General features: G+C 62.4%; 18 protein-coding genes. 12 read left to right on the top strand and 6 right to left on the bottom strand.

The genetic code is table 11. The annotated features are described in order from the left end of the window. Positions 1–4: 4 nt before the first annotated feature. Positions 5–1,597 (bottom strand): oligopeptide:H+ symporter, encoded by a 1,593-nt coding sequence (locus tag F8197_RS10500; RefSeq protein ID WP_373996834.1) that lies wholly within the window; start codon positions 1,595–1,597, stop codon positions 5–7. A gap of 195 nt (positions 1,598–1,792) precedes the next feature. Between F8197_RS10500 and F8197_RS10495 the strand changes: the two genes are divergently transcribed. From F8197_RS10495 to F8197_RS10480, 4 genes are all read left to right on the top strand, one after another. Continuing rightward, on the top strand, positions 1,793–3,430 hold the full coding sequence (locus F8197_RS10495) for an alpha-glucosidase (protein ID WP_152881764.1): 1,638 nt from the start codon (positions 1,793–1,795) through the stop codon (positions 3,428–3,430). A gap of 80 nt (positions 3,431–3,510) precedes the next feature. Then, positions 3,511–5,382 (top strand): glucokinase, encoded by a 1,872-nt coding sequence (locus F8197_RS10490; protein ID WP_056141048.1) that lies wholly within the window; start codon positions 3,511–3,513, stop codon positions 5,380–5,382. A 171-nt stretch (positions 5,383–5,553) separates the two neighbouring features. Further along, a complete protein-coding gene (locus F8197_RS10485; RefSeq protein ID WP_019922993.1) occupies positions 5,554–6,087 on the top strand; it encodes a PadR family transcriptional regulator in 534 nt (177 codons plus the stop codon). Then, on the top strand, positions 6,084–7,346 hold the full coding sequence (locus F8197_RS10480; protein ID WP_152881763.1) for an MFS transporter: 1,263 nt from the start codon (positions 6,084–6,086) through the stop codon (positions 7,344–7,346). The genes F8197_RS10485 and F8197_RS10480 overlap by 4 nt, the downstream gene beginning before the upstream one ends. Before the next feature lie 80 nt (positions 7,347–7,426). On the opposite strand, the gene F8197_RS10475 is transcribed toward F8197_RS10480, so the two are convergent. Then, the gene (locus F8197_RS10475; protein WP_227012180.1) at positions 7,427–7,993 is read right to left on the bottom strand and encodes a hypothetical protein; all 567 of its coding nucleotides are present in this window, start codon (positions 7,991–7,993) and stop codon (positions 7,427–7,429) included. Positions 7,994–8,187: 194 nt separating this feature from the next. Here F8197_RS10475 and F8197_RS10470 point away from each other — a divergent pair, with 194 nt between their 5' ends. The 7 genes from F8197_RS10470 (at position 8,188) to F8197_RS10440 (ending at position 13,301) form a co-directional block, all read left to right on the top strand. Beyond that, positions 8,188–9,084 carry a 2-dehydro-3-deoxygalactonokinase gene (locus F8197_RS10470; protein WP_373996833.1) on the top strand — a complete coding sequence of 299 codons (897 nt, stop codon included), beginning with the start codon at positions 8,188–8,190 and terminating at the stop codon, positions 9,082–9,084. Positions 9,085–9,086: 2 nt separating this feature from the next. Continuing rightward, positions 9,087–9,707: a 2-dehydro-3-deoxy-6-phosphogalactonate aldolase gene (locus F8197_RS10465; protein ID WP_056141042.1), complete on the top strand. Its 621-nt coding sequence runs from the start codon at positions 9,087–9,089 to the stop codon at positions 9,705–9,707. Positions 9,708–9,863: 156 nt separating this feature from the next. Then, positions 9,864–10,745, top strand: coding sequence for an SMP-30/gluconolactonase/LRE family protein (locus F8197_RS10460; RefSeq protein WP_152881762.1), 882 nt, complete (start codon positions 9,864–9,866; stop codon positions 10,743–10,745). 139 nt (positions 10,746–10,884) lie between these two features. Continuing rightward, positions 10,885–11,868, top strand: a complete 984-nt coding sequence (locus F8197_RS10455; protein ID WP_152881761.1) for a glycosyl hydrolase 53 family protein — start codon at positions 10,885–10,887, stop codon at positions 11,866–11,868. 62 nt (positions 11,869–11,930) lie between these two features. Beyond that, a complete protein-coding gene (locus tag F8197_RS10450) occupies positions 11,931–12,356 on the top strand; it encodes a hypothetical protein (RefSeq protein ID WP_227012179.1) in 426 nt (141 codons plus the stop codon). 91 nt (positions 12,357–12,447) lie between these two features. Then, on the top strand, positions 12,448–12,933 hold the full coding sequence (locus tag F8197_RS10445; RefSeq protein WP_152881759.1) for a hypothetical protein: 486 nt from the start codon (positions 12,448–12,450) through the stop codon (positions 12,931–12,933). 14 nt (positions 12,934–12,947) lie between these two features. Beyond that, positions 12,948–13,301, top strand: a complete 354-nt coding sequence (locus F8197_RS10440) for a hypothetical protein (protein WP_152881758.1) — start codon at positions 12,948–12,950, stop codon at positions 13,299–13,301. An 81-nt stretch (positions 13,302–13,382) separates the two neighbouring features. Here F8197_RS10440 and groL read toward each other — a convergent pair whose 3' ends face one another. From groL to dgoD, 4 genes are all read right to left on the bottom strand, one after another. Continuing rightward, on the bottom strand, positions 13,383–15,032 hold the full coding sequence (groL, locus tag F8197_RS10435) for a chaperonin GroEL (protein ID WP_152881757.1): 1,650 nt from the start codon (positions 15,030–15,032) through the stop codon (positions 13,383–13,385). A 58-nt stretch (positions 15,033–15,090) separates the two neighbouring features. Then, positions 15,091–15,381 (bottom strand): co-chaperone GroES, encoded by a 291-nt coding sequence (gene groES, locus F8197_RS10430; RefSeq protein WP_026637491.1) that lies wholly within the window; start codon positions 15,379–15,381, stop codon positions 15,091–15,093. 380 nt (positions 15,382–15,761) lie between these two features. Further along, positions 15,762–16,091: a YnfA family protein gene (locus tag F8197_RS10425; RefSeq protein ID WP_152881756.1), complete on the bottom strand. Its 330-nt coding sequence runs from the start codon at positions 16,089–16,091 to the stop codon at positions 15,762–15,764. 83 nt (positions 16,092–16,174) lie between these two features. After that, a complete protein-coding gene (gene dgoD, locus F8197_RS10420) occupies positions 16,175–17,323 on the bottom strand; it encodes a galactonate dehydratase (RefSeq protein ID WP_152881755.1) in 1,149 nt (382 codons plus the stop codon). 198 nt (positions 17,324–17,521) lie between these two features. On the opposite strand from dgoD, the gene F8197_RS10415 reads away from it, so the two are divergent. Then, a complete protein-coding gene (locus F8197_RS10415) occupies positions 17,522–18,478 on the top strand; it encodes an SMP-30/gluconolactonase/LRE family protein (protein ID WP_152881754.1) in 957 nt (318 codons plus the stop codon). Positions 18,479–18,520 lie beyond the last annotated feature (42 nt).

Raw genomic sequence — 18,520 nt, 5'->3', positions numbered from 1 at the left:
ACGGTTATGCTTTGCGGTAGTTATCGACCATCTTGTAGCGGGTGGCATAGAGTGCGAACAATCCCGCACACACCAGCGCAAAGCCGGCAAAGAAGAACATCTGGAACGCGCTCTCCGACAGTCCCGTGCTGGCGATGTGGCCACTGACCGTATCGTTCTTCACGCCGGCGTTGACGATCAGTACCCACAGGTTGCCGATGGTGGTGCCCAGGTACCAGAAGCTGAGGATGATGCCTTTCATCGGTGCGGGCGCCTGGCTGTAGGCGAACTCCAGGCCGGTGGCCGACACCAGCACCTCGCCCAGCGTGAGCAGTGCGTACGGCAGCAGTTGCCAGAAGATCGAGACCTTGTCGCCCGCGTCCATATTGAGCTGGATGGCGCCCACGGCGATCCAGGACAGGCCCGAGAGCGCAATCCCGGCGCCCATGCGGCGCAGCGGCGTGGGGTTGATGCCGATCGCGCGCATCAGCGGGTACAGCACCACGTTATTCAACGGGATCAGGATCATCACCAGGATCGGGTTGATCGCCTGCATTTGCGCCGGCAGCAGCGTGAAGTCCCAGCCGAACAGCGACAACTGCGGGCTGTTCATGGCGTTGGCCTGGACGATCCAGGTGGAAGCCTTCTGGTCGAACAGCGACCAGAACGGTGTGATCAGCGCGAACACGATCAGGATGCGCAGCACCGAACGCACGCCTTCCACGGCTTCGGCCGTGTGGATGCCGCGAGCGCGGTCCAGTTGCATCGACACGCCGAAGCAGCCGAACGCCAGCAGCAGCACCAGCGCGGTACAGAAGGCGATCACGAAGCCCATTTGCGGAATCATGCACAGCGATACCAGGGCGGCGAGAGCGCCCACGCCGGCCACCATCAGGCCTGGCCGCGACTGGCCGGCTACGCGCGCCAGCAGCGCGGTACGGGCCACGCTGCTGAACGAGTCGGGATTAGGCGCGGCCGGCGGTACGTGCACGTATTTTTTGCGGCCCATCCAGAACACCAGCGTGGCAATCGCCATCAGGATGCCGGGTATGCCGAAGGCCACCGAAGGACCGTAGTCGCGCAGCAGCACCGGCATCAGCAGCGAGGCGAAGAACGAACCGAAGTTGATGATCCAGTAGAACGCGTCGAACACCAGGCGCGCGCGGTTCTTGTTGGTCTGGTCGAACTGGTCGCCCACGAACGCCACCACCAGCGGCTTGATGCCGCCCGAGCCGAACGCGATCAGCCCCAGCCCGAAGTAGAAGCCGTTGATGTTGTGCTCGAAAATCGCCAGGCACGCATGGCCGGCCACGTAGATCAGGGAAAACCAGAAGACCGTGTTGTATTTACCGAAGTAGCGGTCGGCCAGCCAGCCGCCCAGGAGCGGGAAGAAGTACACGCCGATGACGAAGGTGTGGAACACGTGCTTGGCTTCGTTGGTGCGGTGTTCGGCCGGAATGAACAGCAGCAGGGTACTGAGCAGGAACGGCGTGAGGATGTTGCGCATGCCGTAAAAACTGAAGCGTTCACAGCCTTCGTTGGCAATGATGTACGGGATCTGCCGAGGCAAGGGCCCGTTGCCGTCCTTGATATCGACGGTGCTGGCGTTGCTGCTCACTGGTCTTTCTCCTGATTATATGTAGTTTGACTACTGATTTCTACCTTTGAAATTCCTGTTGAAATCTCTAAGTATTTGATTTTGAAGAATTAAATGTGATAATTCCCCACCGGTAAGCGCATTGAAAAAAACATGTTCGTCATGTATATTCTGTACAAATTCTTTTTCTTTGCCCAGCCAACCCCGGATTCTCTTATGACTCAGCAACTAACTCAAGTGTCGCCGCATGCCAAGGACTGGTATCGCGAGTCCATCATTTACCAGGTGTACCCACGCAGCTACTACGACACCAACGGCGATGGTATCGGCGACCTGCCGGGGATTACGGCAAAGCTGGACTATATCGCATCACTGGGCGTGGACATCGTGTGGATTTCGCCTTTCTTCACGTCGCCGATGAAGGACTTCGGCTACGACATCGCCGATTACTGCGATGTCGATCCGATGTTCGGCACGCTGGCCGACTTCGACGCGCTGATCGCCCGCGCCCACAGCCTGGGCCTGAAAATCATGATCGACCAGGTGATGGCCCACACGGCCGAAGACCACGCGTGGTTCAAGGAAAGCCGTGCCAGCCGCGATAACCCCAAGGCCGACTGGTACGTATGGAGCAATCCGAAAGACGACGGCAACCCGCCCAACAACTGGCTGTCGGTGTTTGGCGGCTCGTCGTGGCAGTGGGATACGCGCCGCCGTCAATACTATATGCATAATTTCCTGGCCAGCCAGCCGCAGCTCAATTTCCACAACCCGCAAGTGCAGCAGGCGCACCTGGACGCGCTGCGCTTCTGGCTCGAACGCGGCGTGGACGGCATCCGCCTCGACGCGTGCAACTACCACTTCCACGACCAGCAACTGCGCAGCAATCCGCCGGCCACCAACCGCGATTCGATCACGGTCACCGATGTGAATCCGTACGGCATGCAGGCGCACGACTACGACAAGACCCGCCCGGAAAACCTGCCGTTCCTGCAAAAGCTGCGCGCGCTGCTCGACGAATACCAGGCGATTTCGATCGGCGAAGTGGGCTCCGACGATTCGCTGGCCACCATGGCCGAATACACGGCCGGCGGCGACAAGCTGCACATGGCCTACAGCTTCAATTTGCTGGTCAATCACCTGTCGTCGCACTACATCCGCCAGCAGGTGGAGCAGTTCGAGGAACGGGTGAAAGGCGGCTGGGCTTCATGGTCGGTCGGTAACCACGACGTGCCGCGCGTGGCCTCGCGCTGGGGCGGCCCGGACGCGCCGCCGGCATTTGCCAAGCTGGCGCTGGCGATGCAGCTGTCGCTCAAGGGCACGCCGTGCCTGTACCAGGGCGACGAACTGGCGTTTGCCGAAGCGGACGTGCCGTTCGAGCTGCTGCAAGACCCGTACGGCATCACGTTCTGGCCCGAGTTCAAGGGCCGTGACGGTTGCCGCACGCCGATGGCCTGGACTGACGACGACCATGGCGGCTTCACCACGGGCGCGCCATGGCTGCCGGTCTCGCCGCAGCACCGCGAACGCGCGGCGGCCGTGCAGGAAAACGATCCGGCATCGACGCTGTCCTTTACCCGCACCTTTATCGCCTGGCGCCGCACGCTGCCGCAACTGACGCGCGGCGCGATCAGCTTCTACGATGCGCCCGAGCCGGTGCTGGCGCTGCGCCGCGATCTCGACGGCGAGCGCGGTGTGATTGCCGTGTTTAACCTCGGTGCGGAACCGGTCAGTTTCAGTCTGCCGCAGACGGCCGGCGCACAACAGCTGGAAGGCTACGGCCTGCCGGGGACGATCGATAACGGCGTCGTGTCGCTGCCGGCGTTCGGTGCATGGTTCGGCTACGCGGCGTAAGCGCGGGTCGAATGCGGCGTTGACTTCTTGCTACGCACTATTTCGGGTATGCTTCCGCCAACTGCCTTGACTGAACCAACATGAAACAATCCGAAGTGGATCAAAAACTCAACCGCACGGCCTTTGCCGACGGCCCGCGCCTGCTGGCCGACATCGGCGCCACGCATGCGCGCTTCGCCTTGCAGACGGCGCCGGGCGAGTTCCGCGCCGTGCGCGTGCTCAAGTGCGATGACTATGCCGACATCGTCGCCATGCTGCGCTCGTACCTGGCCGACCACGCCGACATCACGCTCAACCACGCGGCGCTGGCCGTGGCCAACCCGGTCAGCGGCGACTACATCCGCATGACCAACCGCGACTGGGAATTCTCCACCGACGAAGTGCGCCGCGCCCTGGGCCTGCACACTTTATTGGTGGTGAACGATTTCACGGCGCTGGCGATGTCGCTGCCGGGCCTCAAACCTGCGGACCTGATGCAGGTGGGCGGCGGCAAGCCGGCGCTCAACTCCGTGATCGGCGTGCTGGGACCGGGCACCGGTCTCGGTGTGTCGGGCGTGATTCCCACTGTCGATGGTTTCGTCACGCTCGGTTCCGAGGGGGGGCACACCAACTTCGCGCCGGCTGACGAGCGCGAATATTCGATCCTGCAGTACGCGTGGCAAACCTGGTCGCACGTCTCGACCGAGCGCTTGATTTCGGGCCCCGGCATGGAAATCATCTACCGCGCGATCGCCAAGCGCAACGGCCGACAAGTGCGCGACCTGACCTCGCAGGAGATCATGGCCGGCGCGCTCACCGATAAAGACCCGCTGTGCCTGGAAGTGCTCGAGTGCTTCTGCGCCATGCTCGGTGGCGCCACCGCCAACCTGGCTGTCACCCTGGGCGCGTTCGGCGGTATGTTCATTGGCGGGGGCATCGTGCCGCGCATGGGCGAGTGGTTTGCGCAGTCGCCGTTCCGCTCGCGCTTCGAGGCGAAAGGGCGGTTTACCAGCTACCTGTCCGAGATTCCGACCTACGTGATCACCACGCCCAACCCGGCGTTTTACGGCGTGGCCACCATCCTGTCCGAACACCTGCGTGGCCGCAGCGGCGCCAACACGCTGATGGAGCGCGTGCGCCATTTGCAGCACGAGTTGACGCCGGCCGAACAGCGCGTGGCGCAACTGGTGCTGGAGCAACCGCGCCTGGTGCTCAACGAACCGATTGCCGACATCGCACGCCTGGCCGAAGTGAGCCAGCCGACCGTGATCCGTTTCTGCCGCTCGCTCGGTTTCCTCGGCCTGGCCGATTTCAAATTGAAGTTCGCCAGCAGCCTGACGGGCGCGATTCCCGTGCGTCACAGCCAGGTGCGGGTGAGCGACAGCACGCACGACCTCAGCGCCAAGGTGATCGATAATACGGTTTCCGCGATCCTGAAATTCCGCGACCAGCTCGACGTGCGCTCGATCGACAAGGCCATCGCGCTGGTGGCCAAGGCCAAGCGCGTGGAGTTTTACGCGATGGGCAATTCGCGCGTGGTGGCGCTGGACGGTCAGCACAAGTTCTTCCGCTTCCGCATTCCGACGTCGGCGTACGGCGACTCGCACTTGCTGAACCTGGCGGCCGAGCTGCTCAAGCCGGGCGACGTGGTGATCGCCATTTCCAACTCGGGCAAGCTGCCCGACCTGCTCGAGGCGGTCGATGTGGCGCGTGCGGCCGGCGCGGACGTGATTGCGATCACGGCCAGCAACTCGCCGCTGGCGAAAAAGGCCAGCGTGTGCCTGGCGGTCGATCACTCCGAGGACAGCACCACGTTCCTGTCGATGATCTCGCGCATCTTGCAGCTGCTGCTGATCGACATCCTGTCGGTGGGAATCTCGCTCGACGCCCAGCAGGGCAAGCTGGTCGTCGAACATAAAGCCAAGGGCGAGGCCGATGGCCGCCGGCTGCTGATCTCTCACCTGGACGGCTGACCGTCGTCCATCCCCTTGAAAAAGGCAGACCAGCGCGGTCTGCCTTTTTTTTTCGCCTGTTACAAATTGCTGCTTGAACTTTCGCAGGAATGGAATAAGATATGTCTTACTAAGTTATATCTTAACTCGTTATGTCGTAACGAGTATTCACCACCTGACAAGGACATTGCCATGCTGACCAATCCACACCACCACTCCCATCGCCACCATGCTGCCCACGGCCATCACGGTCATGGCGGTGGCGGCGGCCGCGCGCGCGGCCCGAAAATGTTCGACGCCGGCGCCATGCGCTATATCGTGCTGCAACTGATCGCCGAAAAGCCGCGCCACGGCTACGAGATCATCAAGGAGCTCGAACAGCGTTCCGGCGGCGGCTACACCCCGAGCCCCGGCGCCATCTACCCGCTGTTGTCGATGCTGCTCGATATGGGTCATGTCTCCGCCTCGCCCGACGGCAACAAGAAGCTGCACACCATCACCCCGGAAGGCGAGGCGTTCCTGGCCGAGAACCGCCAGTTCGTCGATGCCATCGTGGCGCGCATGAGCGACCCGGCCGAGGCGCGCGACGACCTGCGCACCATCATGCATGAGCTCAAGCACGCGGTGATCGCCCAGGGCCAGGAAAACCATCCGACGCCCGCCAAGCTCGAGCAAATTCGCGCCATCCTGCGCCAGGCTACGGCCGACATCACGGCGCTGGCATGACCGCGGCTGGCTTATTGATCCCCGCGCCTGGTTCTGCACTGACCCCGGCGCGCGAGCGCCTGGTGCTGTGGCTGCTGGCGCTCACGCAGTTCACCGTGATCATGGATTTCATGGTCATGATGCCGCTCGCGCCGCAGCTGATGACGGCGTTTTCGATCACACCGGCCGCCGTCTCGGGCGCGGTGTCGGCATATGCCTGGTGTGCCGGGTTGTCCGGCCTGCTGGCGGTCATGTATATCGACCGCTTCGACCGCAAGCAGTTGCTGTTGTGGATGTTCGCGCTGTTTACCTTGTCCAACCTGGCGTGCGCGCTGGCGCCCACGTTCGAGGTACTGATCGCCTCGCGCGCGTTCGCGGGCGTGACCGGCGGCGTGCTGGGCGCCATCATCATGGCCATCATCGGCGACCTGATTCCGGCCGACCGGCGCGGCGCCGCCACCGGCGTGGTGATGACCTCGTTCAGCATGGCGGCCGTGGCCGGCGTGCCCACCGGCGTGATGCTGGCCGCGCACTTCGGCTGGGCGTCGCCGTTTTATCTGCTGGTGGTGCTGTCGGTGCCGGTCTGGCTGCTGGCCGCGCGCGCGTTGCCAGCGATCGATGGTCACCTGGGCCACCCGGTGCCGCTCAAGGCGGTGCTGCCGAACCTGGTTGCGCTGTACCGGGTGCCCAATCACCTGAGAGCCTTCCTGCTATCGTTCATGAACATGGCCACGGGCATGCTGGTGATTCCGTTTATTTCACCGGTTATGGTCAGCAATCTCGGCATCGCGCCGGCGGAGGTGACGTATGTGTATCTGGCCGGCGGCGTGGCCACGCTGTTTACCGCGCGTCGCATCGGCCGCTGGTCGGACCGGGTGGGGGCGCACAAGGTCTATCGTTACATGGCGCTGGCGTCGGCGGTGCCGATGCTGTTCGTCACCCATATGCCGGCCATGCCGTTGATTGCCGTGATCCTGTTTTTCCCGTTCTTCATGACGGCGGTGTCGGGCCGGACCATTCCGTTGCAGGCCTTGATGACCACGGTGCCGGAACCGGCGCGGCGCGGCGGTTTTCTGTCCGCCAATTCGGCAATCCAGTCGATCGGCAGCGGCACCGGCGCGCTGCTGGGCGGCATGACCTTGCACACGGACGCGGCCGGGCACATCATCGGCTACGGCCTCAATGGCTGGCTGGCGGCGGGGTTGACGGTATTGTCGGTGCTGTGGGTGGGGAGGGTACGGCGGGCGGTGGACCTGAAACCGGCAGTTGCGACCGCGTGAGGTCTGCCGGCCAAGCAACTGTCGATATCGACGTCATCCCGCGTCGGCGGACCGCCGCGTAGGCGGGGAAGAATTGCGCATCAGCCATCGACGCTGGTGCGTTTCTCCGGGTGCTTTTCACGGCGCCAGCGCGCCAGGCTGATCACTTCATCGTTGGTGGCGTCTTCCACCAGGATCTCGTCGTCATTGGCCGAGACCAGGAAACTTTCCCACCGCAGCGCCGCGTCGGCGCTGTTTTCCACAAAGCTGAACTGGTAATAGGTTTTGCCGTTGAGCTTGCGCGGCGCCGGATCGTACTCGATCAGCGCGCCGTGCACTTTCCCGTTCGAGGTTTTCTCCAGCATGGTGGACCAGGCGCGCAGTTCCGGCAACGCCAGCAGGGCAGCCGAGGCCTGGTCCTTGGTGCGCGTGACTTTCGGTTCCGCCGGTGCGGCCGGTTCGACCGCTGCCGGTGGACGTGGCGCTGGCTTGGCGGCCGGCGGCGTTGCTGGTGGCGTGGGCAGGGGCTTGATCGGTGCGGGTTGCGCAGGGACGGTGGGAGCAGGCTCCGGTGTCGAATTGCTAACGTACACGCCGACGCCGATCAGGACGGCGATGACAGCACCGGCGGTGAGCAGCAGGCGGGGCGGGAGAGACGGAGAAGCCATAATGAATAGACAAAACTATTTTATAGACGGACATACTAAACCAAAGGCAACCATCGGGCAACGTTTGCGGCTGGGCAAGCCGACAGGGTAACGCATAAGCCTATACAATTTTGGTATTACTCCTATCTGATATTTCATTGGCGGCATGACTGTCGATTCCGTAACATCTTGGCAGCATAGAAAAGGATTTCATAGTGGACAAGACCATACTCGGCGTTGACTGGGGTACCAGCAACCGGCGCGCCTACCTGATCGATCAACAAGCCAACTGCCTGGCCGAGTACGAGGATGACCAGGGCATGCTGGCCGTGGGCGGGCGCGAGCGCTTCGGCGCCTCGCTCGACGGCCTGCGCGCCGCCATGGGCATCGATGCCGCCGTCCCGGTCATCATGTCCGGCATGGTCGGCAGCGCCTCAGGCTGGCAGGAAGTGAACTACCTCGACGCCTCGGTGCCGCTGACCGAATTGCCGGCGCACCTGGCGCAGGTGAATGAAGCTCCCTGGTCGGCCAACTGCCACATCGTGCCCGGCTACGCGTACCGTCGCGGCCCGTCGGCCGATGTCATGCGCGGCGAGGAAACCCAGCTGCTCGGCGCCGTGGTGATGGGCCAGCGCGACGGTTGGCTGGTGCTGCCGGGTACGCACAGCAAGTGGGTGCTGCTCAAGGACGGCGTGATCCAGTCGCTGTCCACGTACATGACCGGCGAACTGTTCGCCATGCTGTCCAAGGGCGGCACGCTGTCGTCCATGATGGGCGGCGATACCAGCGACGCCACCGGCTTCGCAGCCGGCCTTGACCAGGCTGGCGTGGGCGAGCCGCTGTCGAACACCCTGTTCCGCGTGCGCGCCGGCGTGGTGTCGCGCAGCGCCCCGGTCGAGCAGGCCGCCGCGTTTGTCAGCGGTTTGCTGATCGGCGCCGAATTCGCTGCTGCCGCCCGCAGCATGCCGGCTGGCGGCACCATCACTGTCATCGGCTCGCCGGCGCTGGCCAAGCGCTACGCCGTAGCCGCCCAGCACTTTGGCCTGCAATGCCAGGTGCTCGATCCACATCGCGTGTATTGCACTGCGATTTCCCAATTCATCAAGGGCTGAACATGACCATTTCCCATCCAACCACGCCACTGGTCGCCATCCTGCGCGGTCTGCAACCTGCCGAGGCGGTCGATGTCGCCAAGGTGCTGTACAACGCGGGCTTCCGCGCGCTGGAAGTGCCGCTGAATCGCCCGGGTGCGCTCGAATGCATCGCCGCCATCGTCAAGCTGAACCTGCCGGATACCCTGGTCGGCGGCGGCACCATGCTCAGCGTGGCGCACGTGGAAGCCGTGTACGAAGCGGGCGGCCGCCTGCTGGTCTCGCCCAACTGCAACCCGGCCGCGATCCGTCGCGCCGCCGAGCTGGGCATGTACTGCGCACCTGGCGTGGCCACCCCGACCGAAGCGTTTGCCGCACTGGACGCCGGCGCCCATGCATTGAAACTGTTCCCGGCCGAGATGGTCGGCCACGGCGGCCTGAAAGCCATGCTCAGCGTGGTGCCGGCTGGCACGCCTATGTGGCCGGTGGGCGGCGTCACGCCCGAGACCATGGCAGGCTGGAAGAAAGCCGGCGCCACCGGTTTCGGCATCGGCGGCGCGCTGTTTACTCCGGGCGTATCGCTCGAAGAACTGGGTGAGCGCGCGGCGGCGTTCGTCAATGCCTGGCGCGCACTGGCTGCCTGATTTTTTAAAAAAAAAGGGAACCTCGAAAAACCGTAGCGAGCGGTTCGTTATCGTCGCGAGTAGCGGAAGCGTACGGAGGTACGCTGAGCAACGGAGCGGCGATAGCGGATCGCGCAGTAGGTTCTTCGAGATTCCCTAATTACGGAGACAAAAACGATGAGTAAGCATGAGGTGCAATGCCTGTGGGACCTGGGTGCGCAACTGGGCGAAGGCCCGCTGTGGGTAGCTGAAGAACAACGCCTGTATTTCGTTGACCTGAAAAGCAAGACGCTGCACGCGTTCGATACCGAGACCGGCCAGCGCCACGCCTGGGAAATGCCGGACTACGTCTGCTGGCTCATCGCGCGCGCCGACGGCGACGGCTTCATGGCCGGCCTGCGCCACGGCATCGCCCGCGTGTGGCTCGAACCGGAATTGCGTATCGAATACATCGCCCATCCGTTTGCACCGGGCAGCGACCTGCGCCTGAACGACGCCAAGGTGGACAGCGCAGGCCGCATCTGGGCCGGCTCCATGCACAACACCGACTACGCGCAAGCGGTCGGTGCGCTGTTCCTGCTCGACAAGGACCTGTCGCTGACGGTGGCCGATGCCGGCTACCACATCTGCAACGGCCCCACCTTCAGCCGCGACGGCACCACCATGTTCCACACCGACAGCTTCGAAGGCCGCATCTACGCCTACCCGTTGGCGGCCGACGCCACTCTGGGCGAGCCGCGCGTGTGGCGCCAGTTCGCCGAAGGCGAAGGTTCGCCCGACGGCATGACAGTCGATAGCGAAGGCTGCGTGTGGGTGGCGCAGTGGGGCGGCGGCCGTGTATGCCGCTACTCGCCCGACGGCGACCTGCTCGAAACCATCCGCGTGCCGGTGCGCAATCCCGCGTCGTGCACGTTCGGCAGCCCGGACTTCAAAACGCTGTTCATCACCACCGCCAGCGAAGACAACACACCCGAGCAACTGAAGGAATTCCCGCTCACGGGCGGCCTGTTCGCGGTGCGCGTGGATGTTGCCGGCATTCCGGCGGCACGCTTCGGCTAACGCTATCTGACGCGCCGCCGCTGCGGCGGCGCGTTCTTCCATGACTCGATTGTTGTGCCGCGCAAGGCGGCAGGGGGAGGTGCGCACTGGTGGTTGGCAGTTCCGTTTCATCCAAAACAAAAAAGACACTGGAGATAACATGAATTTCAAGAAAATGCTTGCCGCGTTCTGCGGCATGGCGCTGACCTTGGCCGCCTCGACGGCCTCGGCACAAAGTTTCGCCAACGGCGCCGATGTGGGCTGGGTCAGCCAGCAGGAGTCCGCCGGCTATGCGTTCTACAACAGCAGCGGCGTCAAGACCGACCCGTTCGTGCTGCTGAAAAATCTGAACATCAACGCCATCCGCCTGCGCGTGTGGGTCAAGCCTGGCTGGAACGATGGCGCCGATGTGCTGTACAAGGCCAAGCGCGCCGCAGCGCAAGGCCAGCGCATCATGATCGACTTCCACTACAGCGACAGCTGGGCCGACCCCGGCCAGCAAACCAAGCCGTCCGCGTGGGCCAACCATACCCTGGCGCAGCTGAACAACGACGTGTACAGCCATACCCAGGGCACGCTCAACTACCTGAAATCGAACGGCATCAACGTCGAGTGGGTGCAGGTCGGTAACGAGATCAACAGCGGCATGTTGTGGCCGGAAGGGAAGACCACCAGCTTCGCCAACCTGGCCGGCCTGATCAACAGCGGCTACAACGCCACCAAGGCCGTGTTCCCGAACGCCAAGGTGATCCTGCACCTGGCCAACGGCTACGACAACGCAGTGTTCCGCTGGTTCTTCGATGGCGTCAAAGGCGCGGGCGCCAAGTGGGACGTGATCGGCATGTCGCACTATCCGCCGCCATCGGACTGGACCAACTACAACAACAAGATCTCGATCAACATGAAGGACATGGTGGCGCGCTACGCCAAGCCGGTGATGGTGACCGAGGTGGGCATGGACTGGACGCAAGCTGCAACGTCCAAGGCCATGGTGGCCGACCTGCTGACCAAGACCAAGGCGCTGGGCTCCAACGGCCTGGGCGTGTTCTACTGGGAGCCGCAGGCGTACCCGAGCTGGCAGGGCTATACGTTTGGCGCACTGGACGGCAGCGGCAAGTTCACCATCGCGCTCGATCCCTTCTGAGCGTAATTGCAGGTTGGCGGGAATCAGGGGAGAATGCGTCGTTTGAACCTCCGAGACGCATGATGAAAAAAAATCCTCCCCGCTACCTGCACCTGGCACCGGCAGACGAACTGCCGGTACTCGAAGCGCTCGATAACTTCAAGGCCGTGCTGGTGGTCGATGTGGACGTGCTGGAAACGGTACGCTGGGACATCAGCCGCTGGCTGATCGAATCGGGCTGCAGATACGCCATGGTATGGGGCAAGGATGCCGCGCAGTGGCAAGAATCGATCGACGACGCTCACCTGGAAGCAACCAACTACGAAGACGTGGACGAAGCCGACGTGGTGATCACCACGTCGCACGAAGACGACGACCTCTCCGAAGCATTCTGGTTCGCCCGGCACCGCGCCAGCCACCCCGCGCACGAGCTGCACGACACCCTGATCGTGCACCTCGCCGACGCGCCGCGCCGCGAGGAAATCGAGGACGAGTTCCACGACGCTTGATGTTCAGCTAACACCATTGACCGGAATCAGCCGTCAGGGTCTGCGCCGGTGTAACGTCTCAGTGGATGGGACGGCGCGATGGAGGCGGCATATGAACGGTAAACGTATCTATTATTCCAGCAATAACTGGCTGTCCTATTATATTTGCCAGCGGTATTACGGGCAGCGGCACTATGCGTGGTGCGCGCCATATTTCGATGCCCGTTCCAAGTTGAGTTCATATAACCTGGTGCCGCCGAGCTCCAATCCTCGCGAGATTTACTGGAACCTGCGGCGCGACGTGGACGGTCGTGACCGGCATTCGATCAAGGTAGCGGAAATCCGGCGCGGTATTCAAAAGGGTGCCGCCCTTAATCTGAAAGCGGGTAATATCGACAATATGCAGTATCGGGAAATCCTCGACATTGTCAAACAGTCCCAGTTGCAAGACTTTGCACCGCTGATGTTCGTCATACCGCACCACAACGTAGCAACCTTGCTGGCGTCTGTGCCAGTCAAGCTGAGAGCCCATCCGTTTTCTGAGGAATACATCATCAGAAGTCTGCCCCGGGATCTCTTTGATGCCTTTGAGCTTTAAGCCGGAGACCTGTCATGAATATCTTAGCCTACCTCGAACCAGTTCCCTTCCATACCGCCAACGAAGCACTGTTCTACTGTTATCGCGCCTTCGATCAACTGGCCTGGCCCCAAGAAATGCGCGGTGATTTTTTCCACGATGCGCCTGGTTGCGAGCCAGCACCCGAGAGCCGCGCGCTCACGCTGGCCATCCTGGCCGGCATCGCCGAACAGGAGCAATGTCCGCTCGATCAGCTCGGCGCCAATACGCTAGGCGCGTACGCGCGCGCGCTGGGCGAAGTGGGTGACGTTCTCACGGCCCGTCTGCCCGGACTTGACGCCGGGCGCGGCGATGCGTTGCTGCGCCAAATGCGCGCCGACGTACACTAATCGCCAGACGTCAAAAAGCCCGCGCAGGCTTGATGCTTGCGCGGGCTTTTTTTATCGGCCGATGTTTTGGCCGATCGGCAATTACATCATGCCGTCCATACCACCCATACCGCCCATGCCACCCATACCGCCCATGCCGCCAGCTGCCTTGTCGTCAGCCGATTCAGCGATCATGCAGTCGGTGGTCAGCATCAGGCCAGCGATCGATGCTGCGTTTTGCAGTGCCGAACGGGTGACTTTTGCTGGATCCAGAACACCCATTTCGACCATGTCGCCGTAGGTGCCGTTGGCGGCGTTGTAACCGTAGTTGCCGGTGCCGGCCAGAACCGCTGCCACGACGACCGAAGCTTCTTCGCCGGCGTTTTGCACGATCATGCGCAGTGGCTCTTCCATCGCGCGCAGCACGATCTTGATACCTGCGTCCTGGTCTGGGTTGTCGCCTTTCAGGCCAGATACTTGAGCACGAGCGCGCAGCAGGGCAACGCCGCCGCCAGCCACGATGCCTTCTTCCACGGCAGCGCGGGTAGCGTGCAGTGCATCTTCAACGCGGGCTTTTTTCTCTTTCATTTCGACTTCGGTGGCAGCGCCAACCTTGATCACGGCAACACCGCCGGCCAGCTTGGCCACGCGCTCTTGCAGTTTTTCACGGTCGTAGTCCGAGGTCGCTTCTTCGATCTGCACGCGGATTTGCTTGACGCGGCCTTCGATCGCAGCAGCCTGGCCAGCACCGTCGATGACGATGGTGTTTTCTTTGCCGACTTCGATACGCTTGGCTTGGCCCAGTTCTTCCAGGGTGATTTTTTCCAGGGTCAGGCCGACTTCTTCAGCAACAACCTGGCCGCCGGTCAGGATGGCGATGTCTTCCAGCATGGCTTTACGACGGTCGCCGAAGCCTGGAGCTTTCACAGCAACGGTTTTCAGGATGCCGCGGATGTTGTTCACTACCAGGGTGGCCAGTGCTTCGCCTTCGATGTCTTCTGCGATGATCAGCAGTGGACGGCCGGCTTTGGCAACTTGTTCCAGTACGGGCAGCAGGTCACGGATGTTCGAGATTTTCTTGTCGCACAGCAGGACGAATGGGCTGTCCAGGGCGGCAACTTGTTTCTCCTGGTTGTTGATGAAGTATGGCGACAGGTAGCCGCGGTCAAACTGCATACCTTCAACGATGTCCAGCTCGTCGTTCAGCGACTTGCCGTCTTCCACGGTGATCACGCCTTCTTTGCCGACTTTTTCCATCGCTTCAGCGATGCGCTCGCCGATCGACGCATCCGAGTTGGCCGAGATCGCGCCAACTTGGGCGATTTCTTTGGTGGTGGTGGTTGGCTTGGCGATTTTTTTCAGTTCTTCGACGGTGGCAGCTACTGCCTTGTCGATACCGCGTTTCAGGTCCATCGGGTTCATGCCTGCGGCAACGAACTTCATGCCTTCGCGCACGATAGCCTGGGCCAGCACGGTTGCGGTGGTGGTACCGTCGCCGGCGTTGTCGCTGGTGCGGGAAGCAACTTCCTTGACCATTTGCGCGCCCATGTTTTGCAGCTTGTCTTTCAGTTCGACTTCTTTGGCAACCGATACGCCGTCCTTGGTGACGGTAGGGGCGCCGAACGAGCGCTCCAGTACCACGTTACGGCCTTTAGGGCCCAGGGTTACTTTAACGGCGTTGGCCAGAATGTTGACGCCTTCAACCATTTTGGCGCGCGCTGCGTCGCCGAAGATTACTTCTTTAGCTGCCATGTTTTTTACTCCAGTAAGGTATTAAGTGGGAATCGTTGACCAGTGATTGCAAATGCAATTACTTGGTGACGATCGCCATGATGTCTTCTTCGCGCATGACCATCAGTTCCTGGCCGTCGATCTTGACGGTCTGGCCGGCGTATTTGCCGAACAGGACGCGGTCGCCTACTTTGACATCCAGAGGACGCACTTTGCCGTCTTCCAGGATCTTGCCATTGCCAACGGCCAGGACTTCGCCTTGATCCGGTTTTTCAGCAGCCGCATCAGGGATGATCAGGCCGGATGCAGTCTTGGTTTCCTGGTCGAGACGTTTGACGATAACGCGATCGTTCAAAGGGCGAAGGTTCATACAAAACTCCTTAATTAACAATGGTACAGTTTGTTGCTGTTTCAATCACCTTGCGGGGATTGCCGCAGCGGAAAGTGGGACAAGAGACTTTGTTAGCACTCTCTCATAACGAGTGCCAATTATAGGGACGACATCCCTGTATTTCAAGGCACAAGATTTGTGAAAGCGCAAAAAAGCAGCGTTGTGATGTATGAGAGGCAACAGATTCCGGCGATATCGGCTAAGAACCTATCCCGGTAGGGAATGAGGCGCTGCTTGCGCGCCTCGGCAGCGGGGCCGGCGTTGCTCGTCATCGCATGGCCCGCCATGCTTCTTCCTCGCGCCTTGCCCCCGCTACCGAGGCATCGCAATCCGCTGCCTCCTCCCTACCGGGATAGGTTCTAAGTCGAAGGCTGCAAGGCGATCACAGCCATGCCGGCCAGGGCCAGGCCGGCGCCGGCCATGTCGTAACGGGTGAGCGCCACGCCGTCCACCAGGCGCAGCCACAGCAGCGCAACGGCGATGTAGGCGCCGCCGTATGCGGCATAGGTGCGCGCCGCGCCGGTGGGATGCAAGGTCAGCAGCCAGGCGAACAGGGCCAGCGACAGGGCGGCCGGCAGCAGCAGCCACGGCGACTTGTCCTGGCGCAGGACCAGCCAGGGCAGGTAGCAGCCGACGATTTCGGCAATGGCGGTGATGAAGAAGAGAGCGGCGAGTTTGATGAAATCCATGCCGTCATGATACCGGGTGGGCGCAGCAGCGGGGCGCATAAAAAAAGCCGGCAATCACGCCGGCTTCGGTTACCACGATTGCATCACCACTCGGCGACGCTGCCATCTTTGTGGCGCCAGACCGGGTTGCGCCAGTCGCCGGCGTTCTTGCTGGCGGCGATCACGCGTTCTTCGTCCACTTCCACACCCAGGCCAGGCTTGCGCAGCGGCGCGCAGTAGCCGTCGACGATCTTGAAGTCTTCCTTGTTGATCACGTAGTCGAGCAGCTCGCCGCCCTTGTTGTAGTGGATGCCCATGCTTTGTTCTTGCAGCACGGCGTTGTACGACACGAAGTCCACCGCCAGGCACGAGGCCAGCGCGACCGGTCCAAGCGGGCAGTGCGGCGCGAGCGTGATGTCGTAGGCTTCGGCCATCGAGGCGATTTTCAGGCACTCGGTGATGCCGCCGGCGTGCGACAAATCTGGCTGCACGATCGACAGGCCACCGGCCGCGAACACGTTCTTGAACTCGAAGCGCGAGTACATGCGCTCGCCGGCTGCCAGCGGGATCGAGGTCATCTCGGCCAGGCGCGGGTAGTATTCGGCTTGCTCGGCCAGGACCGGCTCTTCCACGAACAGCGGACGGAACTGCTCCAGTTCGCGCAGCAGGGTCTTGGCCATCGGCGCGGCCACGCGGCCGTGGAAGTCCAGGCCGAACTCGATGGTGTTGCCGAACGCTTCGCGGATTTCCGCCACGCGGCGCACCGCTTCATCGACCGCTGCCGACGTATCGAGCAGGCCCAGTTCTTCGGTGCCGTTCATCTTGAAGGTGTCGAAGCCGCCTTCCTTGAGTTTGCTGATCTGTTCGATGATGTCGGCAGGACGGTCGCCGCCCACCCAGCTGTACATCTTCATGCGGTCGCGCACCAGGCCGCCCAGCAGTTCGTACACGGGCTGGCCCAGGACCTTGCCCTTGATGTCCCACAGCGCCTGGTCGATACCGGCGATCGCGCTCATCAGGATGGCGCCGCCACGGTAGAAGCCGGCGCGGTACATGGTTTGCCACAGGTCGTTGATGCGCGACGGGTCCTGGCCGATCAAATACGGTTCCATTTCCTGGACGGCCGTTTCCACGGTGCGGGCGCGGCCTTCGATGACCGGTTCGCCCCAGCCGACTACGCCTTCATCGGTTTCGATTTTCAGCAGCATCCAGCGCGGTGGAACACGGTAGGTCGTCAGTTTGGTGATTTTCATAGGGGTGATGAATGAGAGTAAGTTCAATGAACAGCACACAGTCTAAAACGGCGCCCCGCTATGGAAATATGATTAATTCGCCACAAACCATATCATTATCGAATACCAGAAATAAACAAGTCAGCTATCTGATATCAAGATAGCTGATAGTGATTTTTTTATATCTGTCGGACGCCCGCCGCGCTTACACTCGGCGTCATGATAGACATTTCCACGCCTGCCATCGCCGCCGTCGCTGCGCACGCCATCCTGCTGCAGCGCGGCGGCCGCACCGGCGGTGTCCTGCGCTGGGACGCAGCCGGCAACTGCTGGCGCTGGTCCGATCCGCTGACCGGCCTGTTGTACAACTGGCCGTCTGCAGCCGCCACTGCCACGCCGCCGGCACCGCCTGCCACGGCCGCTACAGTCGCAACGGCGGGCAGCTTGCGCTTGTCCGAAAGCGCCTGCGCGCTGGCCGCCTGCGCCTCCGGGCGCCTGCTGCTGGGGCAGGGCAAGCGGTTGGGGTTGGTCGAGTTGCCGGCGGCTGGCAGTGTCGCCAGGACGCTACAGTCGCAAGTGTTGTTGACGGTGGACGCGGCCGAGCCGCGCACGGCGATCAGCGACGGCTGCACCGACCGCGCCGGCAATTTCGTGTTCGGCACCGCCAATACCGCCAGCGACCAGCGCCCGATCGGCAGCTTTTACCAGCACTCGCAACGCCACGGCCTGCGCCGGCTGGCGCTGCCGGTGGTGGTGCGCGCGGCCGGCATCGCCTTCAGCGCCGACGGCACCCGCATGGTGTTCGCCGACGGCAACCGCATCCTGCACTGTACGTATGATGCCGACCGTGCCAGGGTTGGCAATGTCACCACGTTTGCCGAGTCGGATGCGGCCGTGGGCGCGGCCGTGTTCGACAGCGCCGACTGCCTGTGGAGCATCCAGGGCGCCGAACTGGTGCGGTACGACGCCGGCGGCGCCGTGCTGTGCCGTATTGCGCTCGAAGGCGCTGCGCCGGTCGCGCTGGCCTTCGGGGGCGACGGCCTGGCGCACTTGCTGTTGCTGGGTAACGACGGCGCCTTGTACGGTTTGCCGTCCGGATTGATCGATAGCGCCACCGCTGGCATCGCCGATACGCGGTTCGACGACATGGCGCCCGCAGTGCAGGCCGTCGGCTAGCGAGCGCGGGACGAGGACGAAACGAGCAGGCGCGCGCGCCCG

Origin of the sequence: Duganella sp. FT27W, assembly GCF_009295655.1 — a bacterium.
GTDB classification, from domain to species: domain Bacteria; phylum Pseudomonadota; class Gammaproteobacteria; order Burkholderiales; family Burkholderiaceae_D; genus Rugamonas; species Rugamonas zoogloeoides.
This window is presented reverse-complemented; position numbering and strand designations above follow the sequence as displayed.

What these genes read in the sequence shown, in the direction of transcription:
- F8197_RS10475 (WP_227012180.1), bottom strand. Translation starts at nt 7,993, where the DNA reads ATGGCTTCTCCGTCTCTCCCGCCCCGCCTGCTGCTCACCGCCGGTGCT.
- F8197_RS10455 (WP_152881761.1), top strand. Translation starts at nt 10,885, where the DNA reads ATGAATTTCAAGAAAATGCTTGCCGCGTTCTGCGGCATGGCGCTGACC.
- F8197_RS10480 (WP_152881763.1), top strand. Translation starts at nt 6,084, where the DNA reads ATGACCGCGGCTGGCTTATTGATCCCCGCGCCTGGTTCTGCACTGACC.
- F8197_RS10425 (WP_152881756.1), bottom strand. Translation starts at nt 16,091, where the DNA reads ATGGATTTCATCAAACTCGCCGCTCTCTTCTTCATCACCGCCATTGCC.
- F8197_RS10460 (WP_152881762.1), top strand. Translation starts at nt 9,864, where the DNA reads ATGAGTAAGCATGAGGTGCAATGCCTGTGGGACCTGGGTGCGCAACTG.
- F8197_RS10465 (WP_056141042.1), top strand. Translation starts at nt 9,087, where the DNA reads ATGACCATTTCCCATCCAACCACGCCACTGGTCGCCATCCTGCGCGGT.
- groES (WP_026637491.1), bottom strand. Translation starts at nt 15,381, where the DNA reads ATGAACCTTCGCCCTTTGAACGATCGCGTTATCGTCAAACGTCTCGAC.
- F8197_RS10445 (WP_152881759.1), top strand. Translation starts at nt 12,448, where the DNA reads ATGAACGGTAAACGTATCTATTATTCCAGCAATAACTGGCTGTCCTAT.
- dgoD (WP_152881755.1), bottom strand. Translation starts at nt 17,323, where the DNA reads ATGAAAATCACCAAACTGACGACCTACCGTGTTCCACCGCGCTGGATG.
- F8197_RS10485 (WP_019922993.1), top strand. Translation starts at nt 5,554, where the DNA reads ATGCTGACCAATCCACACCACCACTCCCATCGCCACCATGCTGCCCAC.
- groL (WP_152881757.1), bottom strand. Translation starts at nt 15,032, where the DNA reads ATGGCAGCTAAAGAAGTAATCTTCGGCGACGCAGCGCGCGCCAAAATG.
- F8197_RS10490 (WP_056141048.1), top strand. Translation starts at nt 3,511, where the DNA reads ATGAAACAATCCGAAGTGGATCAAAAACTCAACCGCACGGCCTTTGCC.
- F8197_RS10440 (WP_152881758.1), top strand. Translation starts at nt 12,948, where the DNA reads ATGAATATCTTAGCCTACCTCGAACCAGTTCCCTTCCATACCGCCAAC.
- F8197_RS10450 (WP_227012179.1), top strand. Translation starts at nt 11,931, where the DNA reads ATGAAAAAAAATCCTCCCCGCTACCTGCACCTGGCACCGGCAGACGAA.
- F8197_RS10495 (WP_152881764.1), top strand. Translation starts at nt 1,793, where the DNA reads ATGACTCAGCAACTAACTCAAGTGTCGCCGCATGCCAAGGACTGGTAT.
- F8197_RS10415 (WP_152881754.1), top strand. Translation starts at nt 17,522, where the DNA reads ATGATAGACATTTCCACGCCTGCCATCGCCGCCGTCGCTGCGCACGCC.